The following is a 23,430-nucleotide window of genomic DNA, read 5'->3' on the forward strand; positions in this document are numbered from 1 at the left end:
AGCCGGCAGGCCTGGCGGGACGCTTTTCCCCGCCGGGCCTGCCGGCTACGGCCTGCCTGGGGTGCCCGTAAGGGCCCCATGTCAAATCGAGCCGGACCTGGCCCATAGGCCATGAACCCCCGAAAGGGGGAACCTCCGACCCACCCGCCACGCCACCAACCCAACCCTCCCGGGTTACCACCGAGTTAGTGCGGCTTCCACAACAACTAAGCGCGCCCGTCCACCCCGTCCAGCACCCGCGCCAACTCCAACCGCGACGACACCCGCAACTTCGCGTAGATCCGCGACAGGTACACCTCGATCGTCCGCGGGCTGTAGTGCAACGCCGCCGCGATGTCCCGGTTGCGCATCCCCTGCTGCACCAGCCGCGCGACGTTCTCCTCCGCCGCCGTCAACACCCCCGGCGCCCGCCCCCGCGCCCGCGGCACCTTCGCGCCCAGCTCCTTCAACCGCCCGCCGGCCTGCCGGCGCAACCCGTGCGCACCCACCCGCTGGAACAGCGCATACGCCTCGAGCAGCTCGTCCACCGCCGCCCCGTCCACCAGCCCCAACGCCAACTGCCCCCGTGCCCGCTCGAACACGAGCCCACCGACCTCCGCCTCGCGCACCGCCTCACGCAGCACCGCACCGTCCCGCTCCACCACGCCGACCAGCCGCCGCACCGTCGTCCGGGTCCACGGCGCCACCCGGTCGCCCGCCACCACCCGCAGCCTCTCCAGCCCCCGCCTCGCCTCGTCCAGCCGCCCACCGGCCAGGTCCAGCTCGACCAACCGGCCCAACAACTCGCAGCCGTACGCCGACATCCCGTCGTCGTCCACCGCCTCCACCAGCACCCGCCGCGCGCCCTCCACGTCACCCCGCGCCGCCAGGTACCCGGACATCGCCAACGCGTGCAGCCGGGACATGTTCGGGCTGTTCGGCACCTCGAACGCGGCCAACCGCGCGGCCACGTCCAGCTCACCCCGCCAGGTCCGCACCTCCAGCTCGATCGCGCGCAGCCCGTCCAACATCATCAGCTCCTGCCGCGACTCCAGCTCCGCCGCGGCCCGACCCACCCGTTCCAAACACGCGTCCCACTCACCGCCGAACCAGTCCAGCGCCACCCGCGCCATCTCCAGCTCGCCGCGGAACGCGTGGCCGCCCGCTCGTTCCCGCAGCTCCTCCGCCCGCCGCAACCGCCACGACGCGTCGTGCACCAGACCGGCCAACGCGCCCGTCGACGCGCTCACCGCCAACGCCTGCAACTCCAACGCGGGCTGACCGGCCGCCGCGGCCAGCGACCGGTTCGCGTAGTCGACCGTCTTGTCGTGCCGGAACAGCATCGACGTGACGACCGCGAGCCGGTCGAACACCACCACGCCCTCGGCCGCCGACGTCAGCGGCATGGCCTCGATCCGCTCGGCCGCGGCCAACGCCTCCTCGTGACGTCCGGTGAACACCAGCAACAACGCCCGCTGCGCGTGCAACGCCGCCGGCGCGCCACCCTCCGCCACCTCCGCCGCCGCCAGCTCCGCGTCCACCAGCCGCAACGCCTCGGCGAACCGACCGACCAGGAACATGCTGGTCAGCACCACCACCGCGCACCGCGACCGCTCCACGCCCGCCGGCAGCGCCGCCAACGCCGCCAGACCGGGCCCGATCGCCGCACCCGGCCGGGACGCGTGTGCCAGCGCCCGGCACTGCGAGGCCAGCAGCCCGGCCCGTTCCGGCGCGGCCACCGGCAGCAGCTCCAACGCCCGCGCGCACAGGGCCGCCGCCGTCTCCGGCGCGGTCGCGCGGTTCGCCGCGGCGGCCTGCGCCATCACCCGCACCGCGCGCAGGTCGCCCGGCGGCGCCGACTCGGCCAGGTGCCAGGCCAGCTCCATCTCGTCGACCGCCAGCCCGCGCGCCCGGTCGTCCAGCAGCCGGGCGCTGATCAGGCTGTGCAGGTGCCGGCGCTGGGCGGGCCCGATCTCCTGGTACAGCGCCTCACCGACCAGCGCGTGCGAGAACCGGTAGCCCCGGTCCTCGTCCCGCACCACGATGTGGGCCCTCAGCAGCCCGTCGAACGCGTCCACCACCGTCTCCTCCGGCAGTGACGACACCCGCGCGAGCAGCCCGATCTGGTCGAGCCGCACCCGCCGGAAGATCGACACCGCGCGGGCGACGGCCCTGGTGTCCCGGTCCAGCGGCGCGACCCGCCGCACCACCGCCTCCCGCCTGGTCAGCCGGATCGCGGTCGGCGACACGGTGAGCCGGGCCCGGTTGCCGTCGACCGCGACCAGGTCCAGCTCGCGCAGCGACCGGGCGATCTCGACCGCGAAGAACGGGTTGCCGTCCGCCCGCTGGTGGACCTCGTGCGCGAGGCCGTCGTCCACCGGCGTGCCCAGCACGGTCTCCACGATCCGCGCCACGTCACCGCCGCTCAACGGCGCCAGCCGCACGCGCGCCACGTCGGCGTGCCGTTCGAGCCGGTCGAGCAGTTCCTCCACGCCGGGGTTGCGGTGGTGCTCGCGCACCGCCGTGATCAGCACCAGCGGCGCGGCCGTGACCCGGCGCAGCACCACCGCGAGCATGGCCAGCGAGTCGTCGTCCACCTGGTCGACGTCGTCCAGCACGAGGGCGGCGGGCCGTTCGGCGGTGAGCCCGGCCAGCGCCCGCGCGACCACCTCGCACGACCGGCCGAACCAGGTGGCGTCGGGCGCAGACGTCAGCTCCAACGCATCCACCGCGGCGCGCACCTCACGCGAGCCCGCACCGCCCGGCCCGACCGCCACCGACCGCAACGCCGTGGCCACCGCCGCGTAGGGGATCCGCCTGCTCACGTCGTCCGACTCGGCGGCGGCCACCGCGCACCCCCGGTCACGCAGCCGGCGACCCACCTCGGCCAACAGGCTGGACTTGCCGATCCCGGGCTCGCCCGACACGACGACAGCCACCAACCCGGCCGCGGGCACGCGCTCGACCGCGTCGAACACGGCCGCCAACTCGGCCTCCCGGCCGAAGAAGGACCGGCCGACGAAAGACGACAACAGGCGACCTCCCGCCGTCGGAGCGGCCACCACCCTACCCACTGAGGAATCCCTACTCACGTGGCGTGGCTCACGGTGGTGGCATGGCGGCAGACAACCGCACCTGGAGGGTCCATGACGGTCGAGGGCACCTGCGCCGACGAGTTCGCCGAGGTCCGCGCCGAGTTCGAACGCAACTTCGCCGACCGCGGCGAGCTCGGCGGTGGCGTGCACGTGACGCTCGACGGCGAGACCGTGGTCGACCTGTGGGGCGGCGACGCGGGCGGTCGGGCGTGGACCGAGGACACGATCACGCACGTGTGGTCGTGCACCAAGGGCGCGACCGCGTTGTGCGCGCACGTGCTCGCGACACGGGGCGAGCTGGACCTCGACGCGCCCGTCGTCCGGTACTGGCCGGAGTTCGGGCAGAACGGCAAGGCGGACACGCTCGTGCGGCACCTCCTGTCGCACCAGGCGGGGTTGACCGCCGTGCGGGAGCCCGTGCCGCCGGGCGGCATGCTCGACTGGGAGCTGATGACGGGCCTGCTGGCGCGGCAGGAGCCGTTCTGGGCGCCCGGCACGCGGCACGGCTACCACGCGTTGACGTTCGGGCACCTGATCGGCGAGGTGATCCGGCGGGTGTCCGGTCTGGCGCTGGCCGAGTTCTTCGAGAAGGAGGTCTCCGGTCCGCTGGGGCTGGACTTCTGGCTGACGTTGCCCGACGACCTGGAGCCGCTGGTCGCGCCGACCGTGCCCGCCGGGCGCGGCGAGCCGCTGCCGGGCATGTACGTGATCGGGCTGTCCGAGCCCGAGTCGATGCAGGGGCTGCTGCTGGGCAACACCGGCGGCTACGTCGCGGCGTCGAACACCCCGGCGGCGCACGCGGCGCAGTACGGCGCCGTCGGCGGGATGAGCAACGCGCGCGGCCTGGCCCAGATGTACCGGCCGCTCGCCTCGGGCGGCGAGTACAACGGGGTGCGGCTGGTGGACGAGGCGCAGCTCCCGGTGATGTCGGGGATCGAGTCGGCCGGGTTCGACGAGATGCTGCTCGCGCCGACCCGGTTCTCGCTCGGGTTCATGAAGGCCGTCGGCAACCTGCGCCTGCCCGCCGTGGAGCGCGGCGTGCTGATGTCGGAGGACGCGTTCGGGCACTCCGGGATGGGCGGCTCGCTGGGCTTCGCCGATCCCGGCGCGCGCCTGTCGTTCGGGTACGCGATGACGAAGATGGGGCCGGGCCTGGGCGTCAACGCGCGCGGACAGTCCCTTGTGGACGCCACGTACCGCGCCATCGGCTACCGCCAGGCCCCCAACGGCCTCTGGTTCCGCTGACGGGTCACCCGGCAGTCCAGCGGGCGCGTCAGCGGGCGCGGAGGTGGCGGACGGCGTCCAGGAACCCCTCCAGCTCCGGCCAGTCCTGCCGCGTCTCCGGGTCGTCCCCGATGTCGTCCAACCACTCGTACAGGTACAGCCGCTCCGCGACGGCTTCCAGCCCACGCCAGCCGTCGTCGGGCAAACCGTGCTCGCGAACCGCGGCCACCAGGGCCCCGAACGCATCGGTGTACCAGCCGTCGGCCAGGTGCCCGCGATAGGGCGCCAACGCCTCCTCGGGCAGCAACGCGGCCACTTCCACGAGGTGCGTGCGGGCACGAGCCCGGCGCTGGAGGTCCTCGTCATCGCCGGGGTCCTCCAACGCCGCTTCGTCGACCGGCTCCAGCAGTGCGATCATGGACCAGAGCTGTTCGAAACCCGAGGGCCTACGACCCGACGCTGTAGACCGAACGGAGCCAGACGCACGTCAGGGTGTCGACCGGCTCGCGGTCCCGGGCCGCGGACCGGGACCGGGAACGGCTCAGGAAGGCCCGCTCGATCATCGCCACCAGCACCGTTCGGCGGTGTCGAGGATCGCCCGCGAGGTGAGGTCGCCCTTGCTGGGCCTGCGTCGCGACCCGACCGTGCCGGCACGTGGGGACCTGGCGGACATCCCCGGTTCCGCGCGCGTTCGGCCGCAAGGTCTTCTCGCGCACCGCCGCCGGGTCGAGGACGTTGACGCGCACCACCGCGCCGGTCGGGGTAGACAATGAGGTGTGGATCCGCTGTGGGCACTGCGACAGGTGGCGTTCCAGCTCGAGCGCGCGGGTGAACCGACCTACCGCGTCCGGGCGTTCCGCAAGGCGGCGGAGGTGCTGGCGGCGTTGCCGGACGGCGAGGTGGAGCGGCGGGTCGCGGCGGGCACGTTGACCGACCTGCCCGGCATCGGCAAGGCCACCGCCGGGGTGATCACCGACGCCGTCGCCGGGCGCGAGCCGGACTACCTGAGCCGGTTCCGCGAGCCGGTGGTGGGCGGGCAGGCGCTGCGGGCGCTGCTGAAGGGCGACTGCCACACGCACTCCGACTGGTCCGACGGCGGCAGCCCGATCCGCGAGATGGCCGAGACGGCGCGCGGCCTCGGGCACTCGTGGATGGTGCTGACCGACCACTCGCCCCGGCTCACCGTGGCCAACGGGCTGTCCGCCGACCGGCTGCTCGCGCAGCTGGACGTGGTGGCGGAGCTGAACGCCGAGCTGGCGCCGTTCCGGATCCTGACCGGCATCGAGGTGGACATCCTGGACGACGGCGCGCTCGACCAGCGGCCCGAGCTGCTGGAGCGGCTCGACCTCGTGGTCGCCAGCGTGCACTCGAAGCTGCGGATGGCGGCGCCGGAGATGACGCGGCGGATGGTGGCCGCCGTGTCCAACCCGCACGTCGACGTGCTGGGGCACTGCACGGGACGGCTGGTGGTCGGCAAGGGGCGGCCGGAGTCGACGTTCGACGCGGAGGCGGTGTTCTCGGCGTGCGTCGAGCACCGCACGGCGGTGGAGATCAACTCGCGGCCGGAGCGCCGCGACCCGCCGGGCAGGCTGCTGCGGCTGGCGGTCGAGCTGGGGTGCTCGTTCGCGATCGACAGCGACGCGCACGCGCCGGGGCAGCTGGACTGGCTGTCGTTCGGCTGCGAGCGTGCCGAGGAGTGCGGCGTGACGCCCGACCGGGTGATCAACACGCTGGAGGCCGCGGAGCTCCTGTCCCGCTGACCGCGTCCCGTCAGCGACCCGCCGTCGCCGGGCGTTGGGCCCTCGACGCGCGGACCAGGTGGCCGTACCAGGGGATCAGGGGCCCGGTCGGGCCTTCGACCAGGCGTTGCCACGTGGCGCGGCACAGGGCGAGGAACGGTGCCGCGTCCCAGTAGCGGGCCAGCTCCGCCAGCGGCCTGGTCTGGACGTTGCCCAGGCCGTAGCGGCGGTCGAAGCCGTAGGACACCGGCACCGCCGCGCCGTTCGCCTCGATCACCAGCGGGGTCAGCCAGCGGCCGAGGGGTTGCCCGTCGTCGACCGGCGCGGCCATGAACGCCTCCGGTTCGCGAGCCAGCATGGTGCGCGGCACGGCGTCGAGCTGGACGGCCAGGCCGTGCTCCTCGGCGATGCGGCCCAGCTCCACCGCCGCGTACGCCAGCTCGACGGCGTCCGGGCGTTCGCCGGCCATCAACCGGTTCGCGGCCCCTTCCGGCTCCAACGGGTGAACCTGGAGCAGGAGAGCGCCCGACTGGACCGCAGCCAGTGCGACTTCACCCAGTTGGGTGGCATTCCCCTGGGTCAACGTGGTGACCACGCCGACCGGGAGGCCGACCTCGGTGAGCCGGCGGATGCCCGCCAGGGCCTTCTCGAAGCACCCTTCCCGATCACGGATCCGGTCGTGCGTGGCGCGGTCGCCGTCCAGCGACACGGCCACCAGGTCGACCAGCCCGCGCACCAGGCCGATGCGGCGCTGCGTCAGCGCGACCGCGTTCGTGGTGACGGTCGTGCGCATCCCGGCCGCGCGGGCGGCGCGCAGGAGCGCGGGCAGTTCCGGGTACAGGAACGGCTCACCACCGGAAACGTTCAGCACGTCGTAGCCGAGCGCGGCCGCGTCACGGACCACCGCCGACAGCACGGAGATCGGGATGGACTCGGCGACGTCCGGGCCCGAGCTGGAGTAGCAGTGCAGGCAGCGCAGGTTGCACAACCTGGTCGGGTGGACCTGCAGGACCGCCCGGCCACTCGTCTGGCCCATTCCACCCTCCCGCGATGCTCGATATCCCTATGGAGCACGCACGGGGCGCGGTGATACGTCGAACCGGCAACACGCCGGCTCACGCGGTTCGTCCCCCTCCCCCCGGGCATCCCGTCGACGCCGTCCCACCACCCGGAGCGGGACGCATTCCGAACCACCGCCGCAATTGTGCGGACAACTCGCGAAACCACTCGAATTGACGTTCTCGACGCGTGCCGACCGATTCGGTGTTAGCGTGCTGCGCCGGTCGAGGCATTACCCGGCATTATCCCGAGTTCGGCTCACGTCTTGGACCTGAAGGGGTCGCCGACATGGATGACCAGGACTTGAACACCGCTCACGTGCGCCGCAAACCGGGACCGGCGCTCTGGCTGTCGGCCGGTGGTGTGGCCGTGCTGGCGCTGGGGATCGCGATCGGCAGCACGTTCGACGCCGAACCCGCCACCACCGCCGCCGCCCTGCCGACCACATCACCGCAGGCCGGGCGTCCGACCAGCACTTCCACGACCACGGAGAGCGTCGCCGCGGCGAGACCGGGCGCCGTCTGGCTCTCCGACCTGCCGCCGGTCGACAGCAGCTCGATCGACGACATGTACGTGGAGAGCCCGTGGACGGCCGCTCCCGCAAAGGTGCGGAAGGTGACCTACACCAAATCCGTTTCCGCCACCGGCGCCTGGTGCTCGTCCGCCCAGCTGACATTCGCGCTGGACGGCAAATACGACCGCTTCACCGCCCAGGTCGCGATCGCCGACGATTCATTGGCGACGAAAGAACTCGACTTCTACGTCCTGCTCGACGACCACCGCGCGACCGAACTCGCGAACACCGGCCCCACCCCGCAACCGGTGGACCTCCCCGTCACCGGGGCGCGCCTGCTGACCATCGGCGTCGAGTCGACCGCGGACCGCCCGGACGACTGCCCGGGCCCGGAACGCGTGGGCGTCTGGGCCGACCCGGCCCTGACCCCGGCCGGCTAGCGGTCGGGCCGGGTCACGCTCATCCGTCCGGCTCGACCGCCAGCCGCAGGTCGCTCACCGGCAGCAGGCCGCGTTCGCGCAGTGCGGCGAACGACGCCAGCATCCCGTCCACGCCGCCCTTGCGCGGCAGACCGGACTCGTCCACCAGCCGCGACAACTCGTCCGAGGTCAGTGGTCGGGGAACGCCCTGGAGTTCCACGGGCGTGGGCACGGCGGCGGCGCGCCGTTCGGCGGCGAGCGCGTGCGCGGCGACCCAGCGGACCTCGCCGAACAGCATGGGGATGCTGATCAGGTCCGGCGTGTCATCGGCCAGCAGTTCCCCCACGACGGCCAGCAGGCGTGGGTCGCCGCTGGGTTCCTGCGCCAGCACCCCCAGCATGGTGGTGCGGCGGTGTGCGTCGGGCGATTTCAGGATGTCGATGATCTCGGCTATCTCGTCCTTGGCGACCATGCGCGTTCCCCTCAGTCGGCCCGATAGCGCCGGACCGCCTCGACGACGTCCGCTATGCGCGCATCGGACGGCAGGCCGAGCTTCGCGGCCACCCTACTGCCGATCTCGACCCGGCTCTCCGCCCGCTCCTGCCAGCGCGGGTAGTTCGAGTGGTCGGCCATGCGGACGCCGTCGACCATCATGTGGTCACGACCCTCCGCCCTCCGGTCGGCGACCGCGGCCAACGACCTCGACATCGGCACCTGGCCATTGGTCAGCTCCTCGACCTTGCGCGCGAGGAAGTCGTACTCCTCTTCCAACGCTCCCCGGTGCGCCTCCAGGTAGGCCCTGTCGTGGTCCGAGCGCCACGTGGCCCGCTGAGCCGTCGACATGTCGTCGTAGTTGCGACCGAGGTGGTCGAACCCGGTGCGGTTGCCGATCTCCCGCAGTCGTCGCTGTTCGGCCGCCTCGTGCGCGATGAACTGCGCGTCCATCACCGAGCCACGCCCCGACGTGAGCCTGCGCCACGCCGAGTAGTTGTCGTGGCTCATCGCGATGCCGGGGCTGTCGAACAGGTACTTCTTGATCGACCTGATGGTCGCCGGGTCGACGTCGAGGCCCAGGCGGTCGAGCTCGCGCCGCATGCGGTTGGTGTCATTGACGTCCATCAGCTGCCGGCGGACCGCGTCGATCTCATCCGGTGTCCACGGGTTGCCGGTAGCGGGGTTGTCGCCCCACTTCTGCTGGTCGTACAGACCTCGCCGGCCGCGGTCAGCCGCACCGTCGGCGTCGGTGTGGCCGGTGCGGTGGCTGTCGGGCGTGCCGGGGACGTAGCCGTCGTCGCTCGCTCTGGTGGTGGTGCCGTCGGGGTGGTGGGTGTGCCATTCGCCGTTGGGTGGGATTTTGGGTTGGCGGTTGCCGTCGGGGCCGGTGGTGGCGTCGCTGGTGTAGACGCGGCCGTTGGTGTCGGTCCAGGCGGGTTTGGTGGGGGCGAGGACGTCGGCGTTGGTGTGGCGGGAGAGGCGGTTGGCGAAGTCGTTGGTGCCGGCGTCGCAGCCGATGAGGCGGATGGGGGTTGTGCCGTCCCAGCCGTTGCGGCGTAGGAGGTCGCCGTACTGCTCGGGGGTGTAGGTGTGGTTGCCGATGCGGGCTCGGCCGTCGGGGGTGATGTGGACGTCGGCGGTGAAGTAGCGGGGGTCGGGTGGGACGCGGTGGGGCAGGTCGCCCATGTCGTTGTCGCCCCGGTGGTGCGAGATACCGGCGGGGGTGGTCTCACCGTGCCGGGCGTGCGCCTCGTCGATGTCCGGCCGGTCGCCATCAGGGCTGTGAGGGCTGTCCGGGTCGGGGTCGCGGTGGGGCGGTGACCACGCTTCCGGATCGCGGCGCTGGGCGGGGATTCCGTCGGGGTCGCGGCGGGGGTCGGGTGTCTGGGTGTCGGGGTGCCGCTGGGGTGGTGGGCCGTCCATCGGCCGGTTCGGGGTGTGCGGCAGCGGGCCGTCGCCGCGGGGGCGGGTGAAGTCCGGGCTGCCGGGACGCTGGTGCGGCGGGCTCGGCGGGTTGTTCGGCGAGTGCGGCGCGTGCGGTGCGTTTGGGGAGTGCGGTGCGTTTGGGGAGTGCGGTGCGTTTGGGGAGTGCGGCGCGTTTGGGGAGTGCGGCGCGTAGGGATTCGCAGGCCCGTTCCGCGGCGGGTTCGGGTGCGGTGGCCCAGCCTGCGAAGGGGTGGTGTGGGCCGGACCGGTGCGGGAAGGGGTTCCCGGGCCGGGATGAGGCGGGACCGCGTGAGGTGGGCCTGCGTGAGGTGGGCCTGCGTGGGGCGGTCCGGCGTGGGGTGGTCCGGCGTGGTGAGAGGGTGGTGCCGAAGTGCTGGACGGGCCGAAGGATGACGGTCGGGGGCCGTCCGGGGTTCGGGCCGGAGGCACGCCGGAGCCCAGGTCGCCCCGGCTGCCCGGGGTTCCCGTCCAGCCGCCACCGCCGCCCGGCCTGGCGCCACCGCCACCCGGTGCGCCGCCACTTCCGGGAGCGCTGCCCGGCATCCCGCCGGGTGTGGGTTGCCCGGTTGGCGCGACCGTCGGGTTGCCGCCGGGTGCGGTGGGGTTCGGGCTCGTGGGGTTCGGGCTCGGTGGTCCCGGTCGGCTCGGGGCTTCCGGGGACGCGGCCCTGGCCGCGGACGTCTCGTCGAGCCGCGACGGTGCCGGTGTGCTCGGTGAACCACCACCAGCGCTGCCGCCACCCGGAGAACCGGCTCCAGGAGAACCGCCACCGGACGGGGTCGGGCCCGGCTGGCCCATCGGACCGCCCCGGTGCTCGCCGACCGGCGCACCACGCGGCGTGGTGGACGGGCCGGGAGGTGGTGTCCCGCCACGGGGGACATCCGTGTCCGGGCTGTTCGGGTCACGACCTGGACGCGGTGCGGTGGTGGGCAGGTCGGCAGGGTCGCCGCGGGTCGGACGGGACGTCGGCGGGTCGACCGTTGGAGCCGTGCTCGACGTCGAGGTGCTGTCGCGAGGGCGGTCTGGCGTCGGTAAGTCCGAACCAGGTGTGGTCGATCCAGGTGTGGTTGATCCGGGGGTGGTCGATCCGAGGGTGGTGGAGCCCGGGGCGTCGGAGTCAGGTGTGCCCGAATCAGGCGTGCCGGAATCAGGCGTGCCCGAGTCCGGGGAGGAGGACGAGTCCCCGTTCCCACGACCGGTCCCGGACGGGGTGTCGATGTCGGCCTTGCCGGTTTGCAGGAAACCACCCGGCTTGATGTTGCTCGGACTGAGCACGTCCAGCCCCGTGACCTTGCCGGCCAGCTTGCCGACCACCTTCATGATCTTCTCGAAGACCTCGACCAGACGCTTGAGCATCGGCGAGACCTTCTTGATCGTGTCCAGCAGGTCCTGGATGATCTTGGCGATCTTCGCGGCCCACTTCGAGATCGCGGTCACCGCCTGCGCCACGATCACCGGCGTGCCGAACCCCAGCGAGAACACCGCTTCCAACACCCACGCGATGAGCTTGCCCACCAGGTCCGCGATCAGGTCGCGCACCACCTCGCGCACGAACCCCACGACCATGCCCATCATGCCGACGACCGTGCCCACGGTCCCCGCCGCCGACGCCGCGCCCGTCAGCGCGTCACCGTGCGCCTTCGAGTTCGCGAGGTAGGTCTCCGCCGCCGCACCCGTCCACCCCTCGGTGCCCCGCTGCACCCCGGACGCGTACTCCTCGGCGACCTTCCCCAGCTCCTCGGCGACCTTCCCCCACGTCGCCGAGTACGACTCGATCACCGGCGGGTTCCCGGCCAGCCAGTCCAGCATCTCCTTGAGCGGCTGCACGTGCTCCATCAGGAACGACGCCGCCGACGACAGCAACGTGCCGAACGGGTCGATCGCCATCGCCGCCGCGTCCGCCGCCAACCCCACCATGCCCAGGCCGGCCTCGACCCAGTTGCCGTCCTTGATCCCGTTGAACGTGTCCATCGCCGACTCCGCGATGGAAATACCGGTCATCCACCCGTTGTCACCGGTGCCGGCGTTGAAGGTCCCACCCGGCTCCGCGTCGGGCTGCACCACCAGGTCGTTCTGCTCCGTCACGGCGCGACCCCCCGTCGTCCGTCAGGCGTCGACGCCCAGACTGACGCACACCGGCAACGACGGGTTCCGCATCACGCCGACGTGACCCGATCGGCGCAATATGTCCACAATGGACAACGCGCCCCGGCCGCGAGGAGCAGCGGCCGGGGCGCGTCGGGGGAGGTCAGGCGTAGCAGGGCTTCTCGAACTTGAAGTCCTTCGCCGTCGGCCCGGTGAAGAAGTCCTCCACCAGCCCGACCCCGGTCGCCGCCTGCTCGTCCGGCTTGTAGATCAACGTCTGCCGGAACGTGGCGTCGTTCGAGTTGCCCGCGAAGTTGCCCGCGCCCTGGGGCAGCATGCCCTCGTAGTCCACCGAGTTCAGCTGCCGCACGGCCGCGAGCACACCGGCCCTGGTCAGGTCCTTGTTCGAAGCCGCCTTCTCCAGCGCCGCCTTCAACGGGTACGACCACACCCACCCGGACGTGTAGCCGTCGTTCGGCGTCACGCTCGGCAGGGCCTCGCGCAGCGCCTTGTGCCCCGGCGAGTCCGTCGCCCACGACTTCCACGGCGCGGACTGCAGGTACAGCGCCTTGATCGCGGGCGCCGCCGGGCTCTGCATCAGGCCCTGGTTCCAGGTCGGCGACGTGCCGATGAACTTGCCCTTGAACCCGCGCGCCGCCGTCTGGCCGATGATCACCGCCGCGTCGGTCGGCCCGGTGGTGAGGATGACCACGTCCGGCTTGTTCGCCAGCACCGCGTCGATCGCGCCGCCCTGGTTGTCCTGGCCGGTCTGGGTGACCGCGTTGGCGAAGGTCACGCCGCGCTTCTCCGCCGCGATCTTCGCGCCCGCCGCCGCGTCGTCGCCGTAGTCACCGGGCAGGTGCACGGCCATCACGCTCTTCGCGCCGAGCTCGTCCACCGCGTAGTCGACCGAGTTCATCGACTCGACGCAGTAGTTCGCGCCCGACTCCAGGACGACCTCCTCCACGCCCCACAGCGACGTCCACGACGCCGGCACGCTGACCATCTGCGTGCTCTCCAGGTCGGGCAGGATCGCCGCGGTCGTCGGCGAGCCCAGGGTCTGCGCCAGGGCCAGGATCTTGCCCTTCATCTCCTGGTACACCTGGTTGTGGATCTGCGGGTTGTACTTGTTGTCCTTGACGTACGTGGTCACGTCGACGTCGTAGCCGCCGATGCCGCCCTTGTCGTTGACGCGCTTCCAGAACGCCTTCTGCGACTCCGTGATCGGCACCGCGAGCGTCTTGAACGGCCCTTCGGTCAGGTCGGAGATCGACCCGAGGTAGATGCAGCCCCGGTCACTGTGACCGGTGTCCGGGCACGGCTCGCTGGTCACGCCGAAGTCGACCTTGATACCGCCCTTGCCCTCCTGCGGGGCCGCGCCGTCGCCGCCGCGACACGCGACGGCGGCCAGCGCCACCACGGAGAGCACCGCGAGCACCGCTCTGTGACTTGCCATCCCATCCACCCTTTCAGTACGAGAAAGGCCAGGTGCGCCAGTAGTTGCGCACGCGCACCCAGATACCGAACAGGCCACGTGGCTCCACGATCAGGAACACCACGATCAGCAGCCCGTAGAGGACCGCCTCGACCTGGAACACCGTGACCGCACCGGTCGCGTCCGCGCTGATGAACGGCAGCACCGTCGGGAGCTCCCGGGTGATGCGCGGCAGCAGCGTGATGAACAGCGCGCCCATGATCGCGCCGGAGATGGTCCCCGCGCCGCCGATGAGCACCATCGCGATGTACTGCACCGACAGCAGCAGGCCGAACGAGCCGGGGTCGAAGAACCCGTTGACCACGAACAGCAACGAGCCCGCGACACCGGCGTAGAACGACGACACGGCGAACGCCAGCGCCTTGTACCGGGTCAGGTCGACGCCGATCACGGCCGCCGCGAGGTCGCGGTCGCGCACCGCGGCGAACGCCCGCCCGATCCGCGACCGCACCAGGTTGCGCGCCAGCACGGCGAAGATCACCAGCAGCACGAACATCAGCAGGTACAGCTGCTGCGGCCCGCTGAAGAACTCCGACGGCCGGTCCAGCCGCACGCCGAACAGCTCCGGCACCGCCGCCGGCCGACCCACGCCCGGGCCGCCGGTCAACGACGTCCACTCGCGGAAGACGTGCTCGCCGAGGAACACCAGCCCCAGCGTCACGATCGCCAGGTACAGCCCGCGCAGCCGGACCGCGATCGGCGCCACGATCAGCCCCGCCAGCCCCGCCACCAGCCCGGACGCCAGCAGCCACACGGGCAGCGACGTCACGCCGAACCCGAGCACCCGGCCGTCCGGGTCACCGGAGAGCGCCGCGCCCGTGTACGCGCCGATGGCCAGGAAGAACGCGTGCCCGAGCGACACCTGACCGGCGTACCCGGTCACGATGTTCAGCCCGATCGCGCCGATCGCCGCCACGAACCCCGTGGCCAGCAGCATCAGCAGGTCGTCGGTGATGGCGAACGGCACCAGCAGCGCCACCACCACCAACGCCCCCGTCCACGTCCGCTTGGGGCGCGTGTTGAGGAACGCCATGTCCTGCGCGTAGGAGGTGTAAAGCTCCGGACGACCCTTCACAGCGGCCTCCTCCGAGAGCGCCACCCGAAGGACGTAAGCCAACCGGCCACAGCCCCACTCATCACATCTCCTCGGATAGGCTGATCTTCGTGCGAACGGCGTACCGTGTACGGGCCCATCCGGACGCCGAACAGACGGTCGTGCTCAACCGCACGTTCGGCTGCGTGCGCCTGGTGTGGAACAAGACACTCGCCGTACGCCGGTGGCGCGATCTCGCCGAGGGCAAGCGGACGTCGTACAAGGAGACCGACGCGGCGCTGACTGGCTGGAAGCGCACCGAAGACCTCGCATTTCTGTCCGAGGTGTCCTCGGTTCCGCTGCAGCAGGCACTTCGCCACCAGCACGCGGCGTTCCAGAGCTTCTTCGCCGGCCGAGCGAGATATCCGAGGTTCAAGTCCCGCACCGGCCGCCAGTCCGCCCACTACACCCGCTCCGCGTTCCGGATTCGAGACGGACGGCTGTGGCTGGCCAAGACCGCTGCCCCGCTGGAGTTCGTCTGGTCCTTCGACGAAGTCGACTTCGCCGCGCTGAACCCCACGACGGTCGTGGTGTCCCGTGAGCCGGACGGCCGCTGGTACGTGACCTTCGCCATCGACACCGAGGACCCCGAACCAAGGGCGGCCGCCGGTCACCAGATCGGTGTCGACCTCGGGCTGAAGACCTTTCTCGTGACCAGTGATGGCGACCGCGTCGCCAACCCTCGTCACGTGGAGCGCAAAGCCCGGAACCTGGCCCGCCACCAGCGCAGGCTGGCTCGCTGCCGACGCGGTTCGAACAACCGGTGCAAGGCCAAGGCGAAAGTAGCCCGCGCGCATCGGAAGGTCCGCGACGCCAGGTACGACTTTCTGCACCGAACCAGCACGAACCTGGTCCGCTCGGCGGATCTCGTCGCGATCGAAGACCTGGCTGTCGGGAACATGGTGCGCAACCGTCGGCTGGCCCGCGCCATCTCCGACGCGGGTTGGGGAGAGTTCCGCCGTCAACTCGAGTACAAAGCGGCACGCGCGGGGCGCGTCCTCGTGGTGATCGACCGCTGGTACCCGTCGAGCAAGACCTGCTCCGCGTGCGGACACCTGCTCGCCGAGCTGAACCTCTCCGTCCGGCACTGGACGTGCCCGGACTGCCGCACCCGACACGATCGGGACCACAACGCGGCGAAGAACATCCTTGCGGCTGGTCGAGCCGTAGCCCGGGGAGACTCGGGTGATGCCTGCGGAGCTGATGTCAGACGGCAAGGGCCCTCCCTTCCGCGATCGGCTGTGAACCAGGAAGCCGGCACCGCGAGGTGCAGCGCATAAGCGCAACGCGCTGCGAAGCGCGTCGGGCTCCCACCTTCCGGGGCTGGGAGGAAGTCAAAGCCGCTCCACCTCCTTGCTGCCGAACAGCCCGTAGGGCCGCACCAGCAGCACGACCAGCATCAGCACGTACGGCGCGACCAGCGCGAAGTTCGGCCCGAGCCACGGCGCCACGTCACCTTGGTAGGTGCCGACCAGCGACTCCACGACCCCGACCGCCAGCCCGCCGACGACCGCGCCGCCCAGCGAGTCGAGCCCGCCGAGGATGATCGCCGGCAACGCCTTCAGCGCGATCACCCACAGCTGCTGGTCCACGCCCGCGCCGGTGGCCACGAACACCCCGGCCAGCGCGGCCAGCCCGCCCGCGATCGCCCACGACAGCGCGAACACCGAGCCGACCGAGATGCCCTGCGCCAGCGCGACCTCCTGGTCGTAGGCCACCGCGCGCATCGCCAGGCCCACCCGGGAGAACCGGAAGAACGCGAACAGCACCGCGACCACGGCCACCGTCGTGCCGAACATGACCAGGTACCGCTGCTGCACCTCGACGCCGAGCAGCGTCACCGTCGACAGGCCCCACGGGTCGCCGACCTGCCGAACGTCCAGCCCGATGAACGCGTTGGTCACCACGCGCACCACCACGTCCACGCCGATGGTGATGATCGCGACCACGAACACCGGCTTGCCGATCATCGGCCGCAGCACGGTCCGCTCCACGCCCAGCGCCAGCACGGCGATCAGCACCGCCGCGATCGGCACGGCCGCGAAGAACCCGACCTCCGCGGCCAGGTAGCTGACCAGCACCGCGCCCGCCAGCATGAACGCCGGCTGGGCGAAGCTGATCACCCTGGTGGACTTGTAGATGATGACGAAGCCCAGCGCCAGCAGCGCGTAGATCGACCCGGAGCCGAGGCCGCGGATCAGCGATTGCAGGAACTCGGTCATCCGCGCCCCCCGGCGTACATGTCGTCGACGAGCTCGCCGAACACCTTGGCCAGCGCCGACCGCTTCACCTTCTGCGTCGCGGTCAGCTCGCCGTCCTCGTGGTCGAGCTCCTTGGGCAGCATGCGGAACTTCTTGACCTGCTCCACGGTGGCGAACCGCCCGTTGACCTCGGTCACGATGCCCTGCACCAACTCGCGCACCTCGTCCTTCTCCGCGAGGTCGCGGTAGGTGGTGTAGGCGAGGCGGCGCTGCCTGGCCCAGTGGCCGACGGTGTCGTACTCGATGCCGATCAACGCCACCAGGTACGGGCGCCGGTCGCCGAGCACGACCGCCTCCTTGATGTACGGCGAGGACTTCAGCGCGTTCTCGACCTCCGACGGCGCCACGTTCTTGCCGCCCGCGGTGATGATGATGTCCTTCATCCGGTCGGTGATCCGCACGTGCGTGCCGTCGACCCACTCGCCGACGTCGCCGGTGCGCAGCCAGCCGTCCGGGGTCATCGCCCGCCGGGTGGCCTCCTCGTCGCGCCAGTAGCCCGCGAACACGCCCGCGTGCCTGGTCTGGATCTCGCCGTCGTCGGCGATGCGCAGCTCCACGCCGGGGTGCGGCTCGCCGACCGTGCCGAGCTTCACCCGGCCGGGCCGGTTGCCGGTGGCGACGGCGCTGTTCTCGGTCATGCCGTACACCTCGTGCATCGGCACGCCGATGCCCATGAAGAACCGCAGCACCTGCGGCGAGATGGGCGCGGCGCCCGAGGCCGCGTACCGGACGTGCCGCAACCCGATCCGCGCCTTCAGCGCGCGGAAGCACAACAGCCAGCCGATGCCGTACTTGAGCCGCGTGCCGAACGTGTGCCTGCCGCCGGTGCGCACCAACTGCTCGCCGAGGCCGTCGGCCACGCGCAGCCAGAACCGGGTGGTCGCCCGCTTGAGCCAGGTGGCGCTGGACGCGCTGATCGTGATGGCCGCCAACACCTTCTCCCAGATGCGGGGCACGCCGAACAGGATCGTCGGCTGCACCTCGCGCAGGTTCGCCTGCACCGTCTCGATGGACTCGGCGAAGTGCACCTGCACCCCGGCCGACGCGCTGAACCACGTGGTGAAGATGCGTTCGGCGACGTGGCACAGCGGCAGGTACGACAGCGTGACGTCCTTCGGCGACGGCGGCGGCTCGGTGAACCCGCCGCCCTCGACCAGCGACTGGACGGCGAACTCCACGTTGGCCACGGTCAGCATCGCGCCCTTGGGCGGCCCGGTCGTGCCCGAGGTGTAGATCAACGTCATCACGTCGTCCGGCTCGACCTCGCGCATCCGGCGCGCGACCGCGTCCGGGTTCTGCTCCCGGTGCTCCGCGCCCATGGCCAGGAAGTCGTCCCACGACAGCAGCTTCGGGTTGTCGTAGCGGTGCCGGATGCCGCGCGGCTCGATGTAGACGATGCGTTCCAGGTCGGGCAGGGCGTCCAGCACGGCCAGCGCCTTGTCCACCTGCTCCTGGTCCTCGGCGATGAGCACGCGGGTGGCGGAGTGCGAGAGCAGGTACGCGACCTCGGCGGCCGGGTTCGTCGGGTACAGGCCCACGGTGACCGCGCGCACGGCCGCCGCGCCGAGGTCGGTGTAGAGCCACTCGCGGCGGTTCTCCGACCCGATCGCGACCCGGTCGCCCGCGTCGACGCCGAGCGCCAGCAGGGCGTGGCCGACCAGCTCGACCTGCGCCCAGTACCCCGCCCAGGTCACCTCGCGCCAGATGCCGAAGTCCTTGGCCCGCAACGCCACCGCGTCCGGCGTGCGGGCCGCGCGGTCGCGGACGCGGGTCACCACGGTGGTGAGCCCGGTGGTCGTGGCCGTCGTCATGCCGCACCTCCCGCGTTCTGGTGCGCCTCGCCGAGGTAGGCGCGCACCACGTCCGGGTCCTGCTGCACCTCGGCGGGCGTGCCGGTGCGGATCGGCTTGCCGAAGTCCAGCACCATCACCCGGTCGGCGAGGTCCATCACCAGGCCCATGTCGTGCTCGACCATGACCATCGCGATGCCGAGCTCGTCGCGGACGTCGAGCACGAACCGCGCCATGTCCTCGGTCTCCTCGACGTTCATGCCCGCGACCGGCTCGTCCAGCAGCAGCACCTTCGGCTCCATCGCCAGCGCGCGCCCGAGCTCCACGCGCTTCTGCACGCCGTACGGCAGCAGGCCGACCGGCAGGCGTCGCCACTGCTCCAGCTCGAGGAAGTCGATGACCTCCTCGACCGCCTCCCGGTTGGCCAGCTCCTCGCGCCGGGCCCGGCCGACCCACGCGAACGCGGCCAGCGCCCCGTACCGCATGTGGTTGTGCCTGCCCAGCATCAGGTTCTCCACCACGGTCAGGTGGGCGAACAGCTCGATGTTCTGGAACGTGCGGGCGATGCCCATGGCGGCGACCTTGTGCGGGCGCCTGCCCAGCACCTCCTCGCCCTCGAACAGGACCGAGCCCTGCTGCGGCCGGTACACGCCCGACAGCACGTTGAAGATCGACGTCTTGCCCGCGCCGTTGGGTCCGATGATGGCGAACAGCTCGCCCGCGGCGACGTGGAACGACACGCCGTCCACGGCGGTGACGCCGTCGAACGCCAGCCGCACGTCCCGCACGTCGAGCACGTTCCTCCCGGCTTCGGCGCTCCGGTCTTCGGGCTTCACGACAACCACCGCTTCCGCCGCTTGTAGTGCTTCACGTCGCGGAACGACCGCGCGGCGCCCTCGGCGCGCAGGCCCAGGTAGAACTCGCGCACGTCCTCGTCGGCCAGCAGCGCGGCCGCCGGCTTGTCCATCACGACCTTGCCGGTCTCCAGCACGTAGCCGTGGTCGGCGATGGACAGCGCCATGGTCGCGTTCTGCTCGACCAGCAGCACGGTCGTGCCCGCCGCGTTGATCTTCACGATGAGGTCGCGGATCTGCTGGACCATGAGCGGGGCCAGGCCGAGGCTCGGCTCGTCGAGCAGCAGGTAGCGCGGCTCGGACATCAGCGCCCGGCCGATCGAGAGCATCTGCTGCTCGCCACCGGACAGGTAGCCGGCGCTCTGCCGCCGCCGTTCGCGCAACCTGGGGAACAACTCGTACATCCGGTCCAGGTTCTGCTTGACGCCGCGCGGCCTGCTGTGCCCGCCGATGCGCAGGTTCTCCTCGACCGACAGCTCGGCCAGGATGCGCCTGCCCTCCAGCGCCTGCTTCACGCCGAGCGACGCGATGCGCGACGGCGAGGCGCGGTGGATCGGATCGCCGTCCAGGGTGATCCGGCCGCGGGTGACCTTGCCGTCGTGCACGTCGAGCAGGCCGGACAGCGCTCGCAGCAGCGTCGTCTTGCCCGCTCCGTTCGCGCCCAGCAGGGCGACGATCCGCCCTTCCGGGACCTTCAGGCTCACGCCGCGCAGCACCAACATCACGTCGTCGTAGACCACCTCAAGGTTGTTCGCCTCGAGCACCAGGCGCCTCCGGGGATGTCGGGGAGGCGATCAGTATGACTCCGATCACAGGGTTACCTACCGCTGTTCGCAAACCGTGATGAACCAGCCCACGGCATGTTCGGCTTTCACGATTCTGTTGCTCAGTCCTGTGTGGACGGGTGTAGCGGGAGGGGTCCGTGGGTATGCCCCCGGCGTCCGCGACCAGGGATGTGAGGAGCGTTCGCCGCGCATGGACGCCTCGGAGGTGGAGCTCAGGGTGGCGGCCAGGCCCGCCCACCTCTCGGTCATCCGCGCGGTCGCCGGCGCGATCGCCAGGCGCACGCCCGAGCTGGCCGTCGACCTGGTCATCGCCGTCGACGAGGCGTGCAGCGCGTTGATCTCCCGGACCCTGGACCCCGCGGCCGTGCTGCGGTGCCGGTTCGCCCGGGAAGGTGATTCCGTGCGCTTCCGGGCGGAGGTCCGGTCATCGGCCGTCACCGTCCCCGATCATGACTCGTTGTACTGGCGGGTTGTCAGCTCCGTGACCGACGCGGTAGCCACCTGGGTCGACGGGGAGGGCCGGTTGCGGGTCGAGCTGAGGTGCCGGGCATGAACGCGGTGGACTACCAGCCGCTGTTCCACGAGCTGGCGGAGGCGGAGCGGGACGGCGAGCGCTACCAGCGGCTGCGTGACCGGCTGGTCACCGAGCACCTGCCGATGGCCAGGCACATCGCCGACCGGTTCGCCGAGCGCGGGGAGTCGGTGGAGGACCTGCGGCAGGTGGCGGCGGTCGGGCTGATCAACGCGGTGGACCGGTTCGACGTCACGCGCGGTATCGACTTCCTGGCGTTCGCCGTGCCGACCATCACCGGCGAGGTGCGGCGGTACCTGCGCGACCAGGGGTGGGCGCTGCGCGTGCCGCGGCGGTTGAAGGAGTTGTGCGTCGCCATCGACACGGCGCGGGTGGAGCTGTCGCGCGTGTCGGGGCGCACGCCGACGCCCAGCGAGGTCGCCAGGCACCTCGGCATCGGGGTGGACCAGGTCTACGAAGGGCTGCACGCGACGTCGGCGTACCACCTGCTGTCGTTGGACGAGCAGTCGATCAGCGAGGAGCTGAACTACGCCGAACGCCTGATCAGCGACGATCCGGCGTTGGAGGTCGTCGAGCTGCACCACGCGTTGGACCCGATGCTCCGCGGGCTGCCCAAGCGGGAGAGGCGGATCGTGGTGCTGCGGTTCTTCCGGGGCATGACGCAGAGCCAGATCGCGGACTCGGTCGGCGTGTCGCAGATGCACGTCTCGCGACTGCTGAGCCGGTCCTTGGCCCGGTTGCGCTCGTTGCTCGATGATGAGTAGCGCTCGTGCGCGGTGAGGGCTTCGTTCGGGTCTTCGGCCGGGTCTTCCGTCGAAGCTCGGTCGAGGCTCGGCCGGCGCTCGGTCTGGACGGGATGGGGTGGTCGCAGTGGTGGCAGGCCCGGTGACCCTGGCGTGGCCGCAGCGGGCAGCCCTGATCCTGGGCGTGCTGCTGGTCGCGTGGGGCGTGGTGGACCTCGTGCGGTCCGAGCCGAGGTTGGCGGTGCTGCACCTGGTGACCGGCGGGGTGCTCGGCGTGGCGTCCGTGCGGACCCGGGTGGCTCGGGTGGTCGGCTCGATGATGGGCGTCGTGTACCTGGTCGTGTTCGCGTTCGGGGTGGGTGCGCCGGGCGGGGCGATGGACGCCGGGATCGTCGGCAACGCGGTGCACCTGCTGATCGGCTTCGCCTCCGTGGGCGTCGCGGAGGGCTGCGCGTGGTGCGAACAACGCGCCCGCCGCGCCACCGGCTCCCACTAACCCCCCTCTCCCCTCCCTCACCGCACCCGCTCGCACCTTCGCCGCACCCGCTCGCAGACCGGTCGGCACCCCGTCCACGATGACCGTTCCCCCGCACCGATCGCGGACCGTTCCTCAATCATCGGCGCACTTTCCGATGCCAATGCCGATGGCGGTTCCGATGCCGGTTCGGATGCCGGTTCGGATGCCGGTGCCGATGCCGGTGGACGCGGTTGCACCCACCCCCTTTCGGGTATCACCCGTGTAACCCGAACGGGGAGGACCGAACCGATGCACACGGCGAGTCTGCAAAACCTGGTCGACGTCGAAGGACCGTTCGTCTCCGTGTACCTCGACGTCGGTGATCACGTGGACCTTCGGTGGCGGGCGATGCGCGACCAGCTCCAAGCCATGGCCGCCGACCCCTACCTCGTAGCGTTGGCGCACAACGCGATCGTGTCCGGCACGACCCCGCGCGGCCTCGCCGGGCGTGGCCTGATCGTGGGCGGCGGACGCGTGCTGGTCGACCAGTACGTCCCCGTCCCACCGACCGGCTACACGGCCCGCACCGGCCCGCTCCCCTACATCCTGCCGCTGGTCGACCTGTCCGAACCCCTCCTGCCGCACGTGGTCGTCCAGGTCGGCGAGCACGGCGCGGACCTGCGCGGCGTCGACCCGACCGGCCGCCCGGTGGCGGTGGCGACGGTGGGCGCGCGACGTCCCGGACGACGCCTGGACGCCGAGGAGTTGGCCGACGTCGCCGAGGAAGCGGCCAGCCTGGTCGACCTGCTGGGTGCGCCGCTGCTGGTGCTGGCCGGGCCGCTGGCCGGGCGGCGCTCACTGCGGGTAGCCCTGCCGACCCGCTACCACCACCTGGTGGTCGAGGTCGAGGGGCCACCCGATCGCGCCGTGCTGCACCTGGCCGGGCGGGCGAACCAGGACGCCCGACGGGCAGTGGTCGAACGGTTCCGCGACGAGTCCACGCGGCTCACCGGACGCGCGGTGCACGGACTGGTCGCGGTCCGGCAGGCACTGGCCGAGGGTCGGGTCGACACCCTCCTGCTCACCGACACGCTCGTCGGCTCGCAGCAGGTCGACGACGGGCGGGCCGACGAGGTGCTGCCGTTGCGGGCGGTCGAGTGCGGGGCCGAGATCGTGCTCGTCGGCGGCGCGGTTCGGCTGCACGAAGACGTCGGCGCCCTGCTCCGCGAGTGACGTCGTCCACTACTGCCCGACCGGTGGCCGGCTCGGCCGGCGATGCGGTGACGGGCAATGCCGCCGGCCGATGACGCCCGTTTGCCGGCGATGGTCGCGGACCGGTGATGCCCGCAGACCGGTGATGCCCGG

Annotated in this window: 19 protein-coding genes; 8 read left to right on the plus strand and 11 right to left on the minus strand. The window is 71.5% G+C overall.

The genetic code is table 11. From position 1 onward, the window contains the following. Positions 1-206 precede the first annotated feature (206 nt). Positions 207-3,011, minus strand: a complete 2,805-nt coding sequence (locus AB0I91_RS35320) for an ATP-binding protein (RefSeq protein WP_499619089.1) — start codon at positions 3,009-3,011, stop codon at positions 207-209. A gap of 114 nt (positions 3,012-3,125) precedes the next feature. Here AB0I91_RS35320 and AB0I91_RS35325 point away from each other — a divergent pair, with 114 nt between their 5' ends. After that, positions 3,126-4,319: a serine hydrolase domain-containing protein gene (locus AB0I91_RS35325; protein WP_499640823.1), complete on the plus strand. Its 1,194-nt coding sequence runs from the start codon at positions 3,126-3,128 to the stop codon at positions 4,317-4,319. Positions 4,320-4,347: 28 nt separating this feature from the next. Here AB0I91_RS35325 and AB0I91_RS35330 read toward each other — a convergent pair whose 3' ends face one another. Further along, the gene (locus AB0I91_RS35330) at positions 4,348-4,716 is read right to left on the minus strand and encodes a hypothetical protein (protein WP_499640825.1); all 369 of its coding nucleotides are present in this window, start codon (positions 4,714-4,716) and stop codon (positions 4,348-4,350) included. A gap of 358 nt (positions 4,717-5,074) precedes the next feature. On the opposite strand from AB0I91_RS35330, the gene AB0I91_RS35335 reads away from it, so the two are divergent. After that, positions 5,075-6,058: a PHP domain-containing protein gene (locus AB0I91_RS35335; RefSeq protein ID WP_499619083.1), complete on the plus strand. Its 984-nt coding sequence runs from the start codon at positions 5,075-5,077 to the stop codon at positions 6,056-6,058. A gap of 10 nt (positions 6,059-6,068) precedes the next feature. On the opposite strand, the gene AB0I91_RS35340 is transcribed toward AB0I91_RS35335, so the two are convergent. Next, positions 6,069-7,073 (minus strand): radical SAM protein, encoded by a 1,005-nt coding sequence (locus AB0I91_RS35340; RefSeq protein WP_498783850.1) that lies wholly within the window; start codon positions 7,071-7,073, stop codon positions 6,069-6,071. 311 nt (positions 7,074-7,384) lie between these two features. Here AB0I91_RS35340 and AB0I91_RS35345 point away from each other — a divergent pair, with 311 nt between their 5' ends. Continuing rightward, the gene (locus AB0I91_RS35345; protein WP_499640827.1) at positions 7,385-8,050 is read left to right on the plus strand and encodes an NPCBM/NEW2 domain-containing protein; all 666 of its coding nucleotides are present in this window, start codon (positions 7,385-7,387) and stop codon (positions 8,048-8,050) included. A gap of 19 nt (positions 8,051-8,069) precedes the next feature. Here AB0I91_RS35345 and AB0I91_RS35350 read toward each other — a convergent pair whose 3' ends face one another. The 4 genes from AB0I91_RS35350 to AB0I91_RS35365 form a co-directional block, all read right to left on the minus strand. Continuing rightward, positions 8,070-8,501, minus strand: coding sequence for a hypothetical protein (locus AB0I91_RS35350; protein WP_499640829.1), 432 nt, complete (start codon positions 8,499-8,501; stop codon positions 8,070-8,072). 11 nt (positions 8,502-8,512) lie between these two features. Beyond that, on the minus strand, positions 8,513-12,055 hold the full coding sequence (locus AB0I91_RS35355; protein WP_499640831.1) for a DUF8616 domain-containing protein: 3,543 nt from the start codon (positions 12,053-12,055) through the stop codon (positions 8,513-8,515). 163 nt (positions 12,056-12,218) lie between these two features. Beyond that, positions 12,219-13,511 carry an ABC transporter substrate-binding protein gene (locus AB0I91_RS35360; protein WP_498783433.1) on the minus strand — a complete coding sequence of 431 codons (1,293 nt, stop codon included), beginning with the start codon at positions 13,509-13,511 and terminating at the stop codon, positions 12,219-12,221. 13 nt (positions 13,512-13,524) lie between these two features. Beyond that, positions 13,525-14,625, minus strand: a complete 1,101-nt coding sequence (locus tag AB0I91_RS35365) for a branched-chain amino acid ABC transporter permease (RefSeq protein ID WP_499618687.1) — start codon at positions 14,623-14,625, stop codon at positions 13,525-13,527. Positions 14,626-14,714: 89 nt separating this feature from the next. Here AB0I91_RS35365 and AB0I91_RS35370 point away from each other — a divergent pair, with 89 nt between their 5' ends. After that, a complete protein-coding gene (locus tag AB0I91_RS35370; RefSeq protein WP_499618689.1) occupies positions 14,715-15,923 on the plus strand; it encodes an RNA-guided endonuclease InsQ/TnpB family protein in 1,209 nt (402 codons plus the stop codon). A 54-nt stretch (positions 15,924-15,977) separates the two neighbouring features. Here the strand turns inward: AB0I91_RS35370 and AB0I91_RS35375 are convergent, their stop codons facing one another. From AB0I91_RS35375 to AB0I91_RS35390, 4 genes are read right to left on the minus strand one after another with little or no spacing between them, the layout of a single operon-like run. Further along, on the minus strand, positions 15,978-16,865 hold the full coding sequence (locus tag AB0I91_RS35375) for a branched-chain amino acid ABC transporter permease (RefSeq protein WP_498783427.1): 888 nt from the start codon (positions 16,863-16,865) through the stop codon (positions 15,978-15,980). Next, a complete protein-coding gene (locus AB0I91_RS35380) occupies positions 16,862-18,715 on the minus strand; it encodes an AMP-dependent synthetase/ligase (protein ID WP_499640833.1) in 1,854 nt (617 codons plus the stop codon). Before AB0I91_RS35380 ends, AB0I91_RS35375 begins: the two co-directional genes overlap by 4 nt. Continuing rightward, on the minus strand, positions 18,712-19,530 hold the full coding sequence (locus AB0I91_RS35385) for an ABC transporter ATP-binding protein (protein ID WP_498783423.1): 819 nt from the start codon (positions 19,528-19,530) through the stop codon (positions 18,712-18,714). The genes AB0I91_RS35380 and AB0I91_RS35385 overlap by 4 nt, the downstream gene beginning before the upstream one ends. After that, positions 19,527-20,312, minus strand: a complete 786-nt coding sequence (locus AB0I91_RS35390) for an ABC transporter ATP-binding protein (RefSeq protein ID WP_498783421.1) — start codon at positions 20,310-20,312, stop codon at positions 19,527-19,529. Before AB0I91_RS35390 ends, AB0I91_RS35385 begins: the two co-directional genes overlap by 4 nt. 211 nt (positions 20,313-20,523) lie before the next feature. On the opposite strand from AB0I91_RS35390, the gene AB0I91_RS35395 reads away from it, so the two are divergent. The 4 genes from AB0I91_RS35395 (at position 20,524) to AB0I91_RS35410 (ending at position 23,298) form a co-directional block, all read left to right on the plus strand. After that, on the plus strand, positions 20,524-20,886 hold the full coding sequence (locus AB0I91_RS35395; protein WP_498783419.1) for an ATP-binding protein: 363 nt from the start codon (positions 20,524-20,526) through the stop codon (positions 20,884-20,886). After that, a complete protein-coding gene (locus AB0I91_RS35400; protein ID WP_230566250.1) occupies positions 20,883-21,629 on the plus strand; it encodes a SigB/SigF/SigG family RNA polymerase sigma factor in 747 nt (248 codons plus the stop codon). Before AB0I91_RS35395 ends, AB0I91_RS35400 begins: the two co-directional genes overlap by 4 nt. A gap of 109 nt (positions 21,630-21,738) precedes the next feature. After that, positions 21,739-22,104, plus strand: a complete 366-nt coding sequence (locus tag AB0I91_RS35405) for a hypothetical protein (RefSeq protein ID WP_499640835.1) — start codon at positions 21,739-21,741, stop codon at positions 22,102-22,104. Positions 22,105-22,374: 270 nt separating this feature from the next. After that, positions 22,375-23,298, plus strand: a complete 924-nt coding sequence (locus tag AB0I91_RS35410; RefSeq protein WP_499618697.1) for a hypothetical protein — start codon at positions 22,375-22,377, stop codon at positions 23,296-23,298. The last annotated feature ends 132 nt before the right edge of the window (positions 23,299-23,430 follow it).

Source organism: Actinosynnema sp. NPDC049800, assembly GCF_040656635.1.
Lineage (GTDB): Bacteria > Actinomycetota > Actinomycetes > Mycobacteriales > Pseudonocardiaceae > Actinosynnema.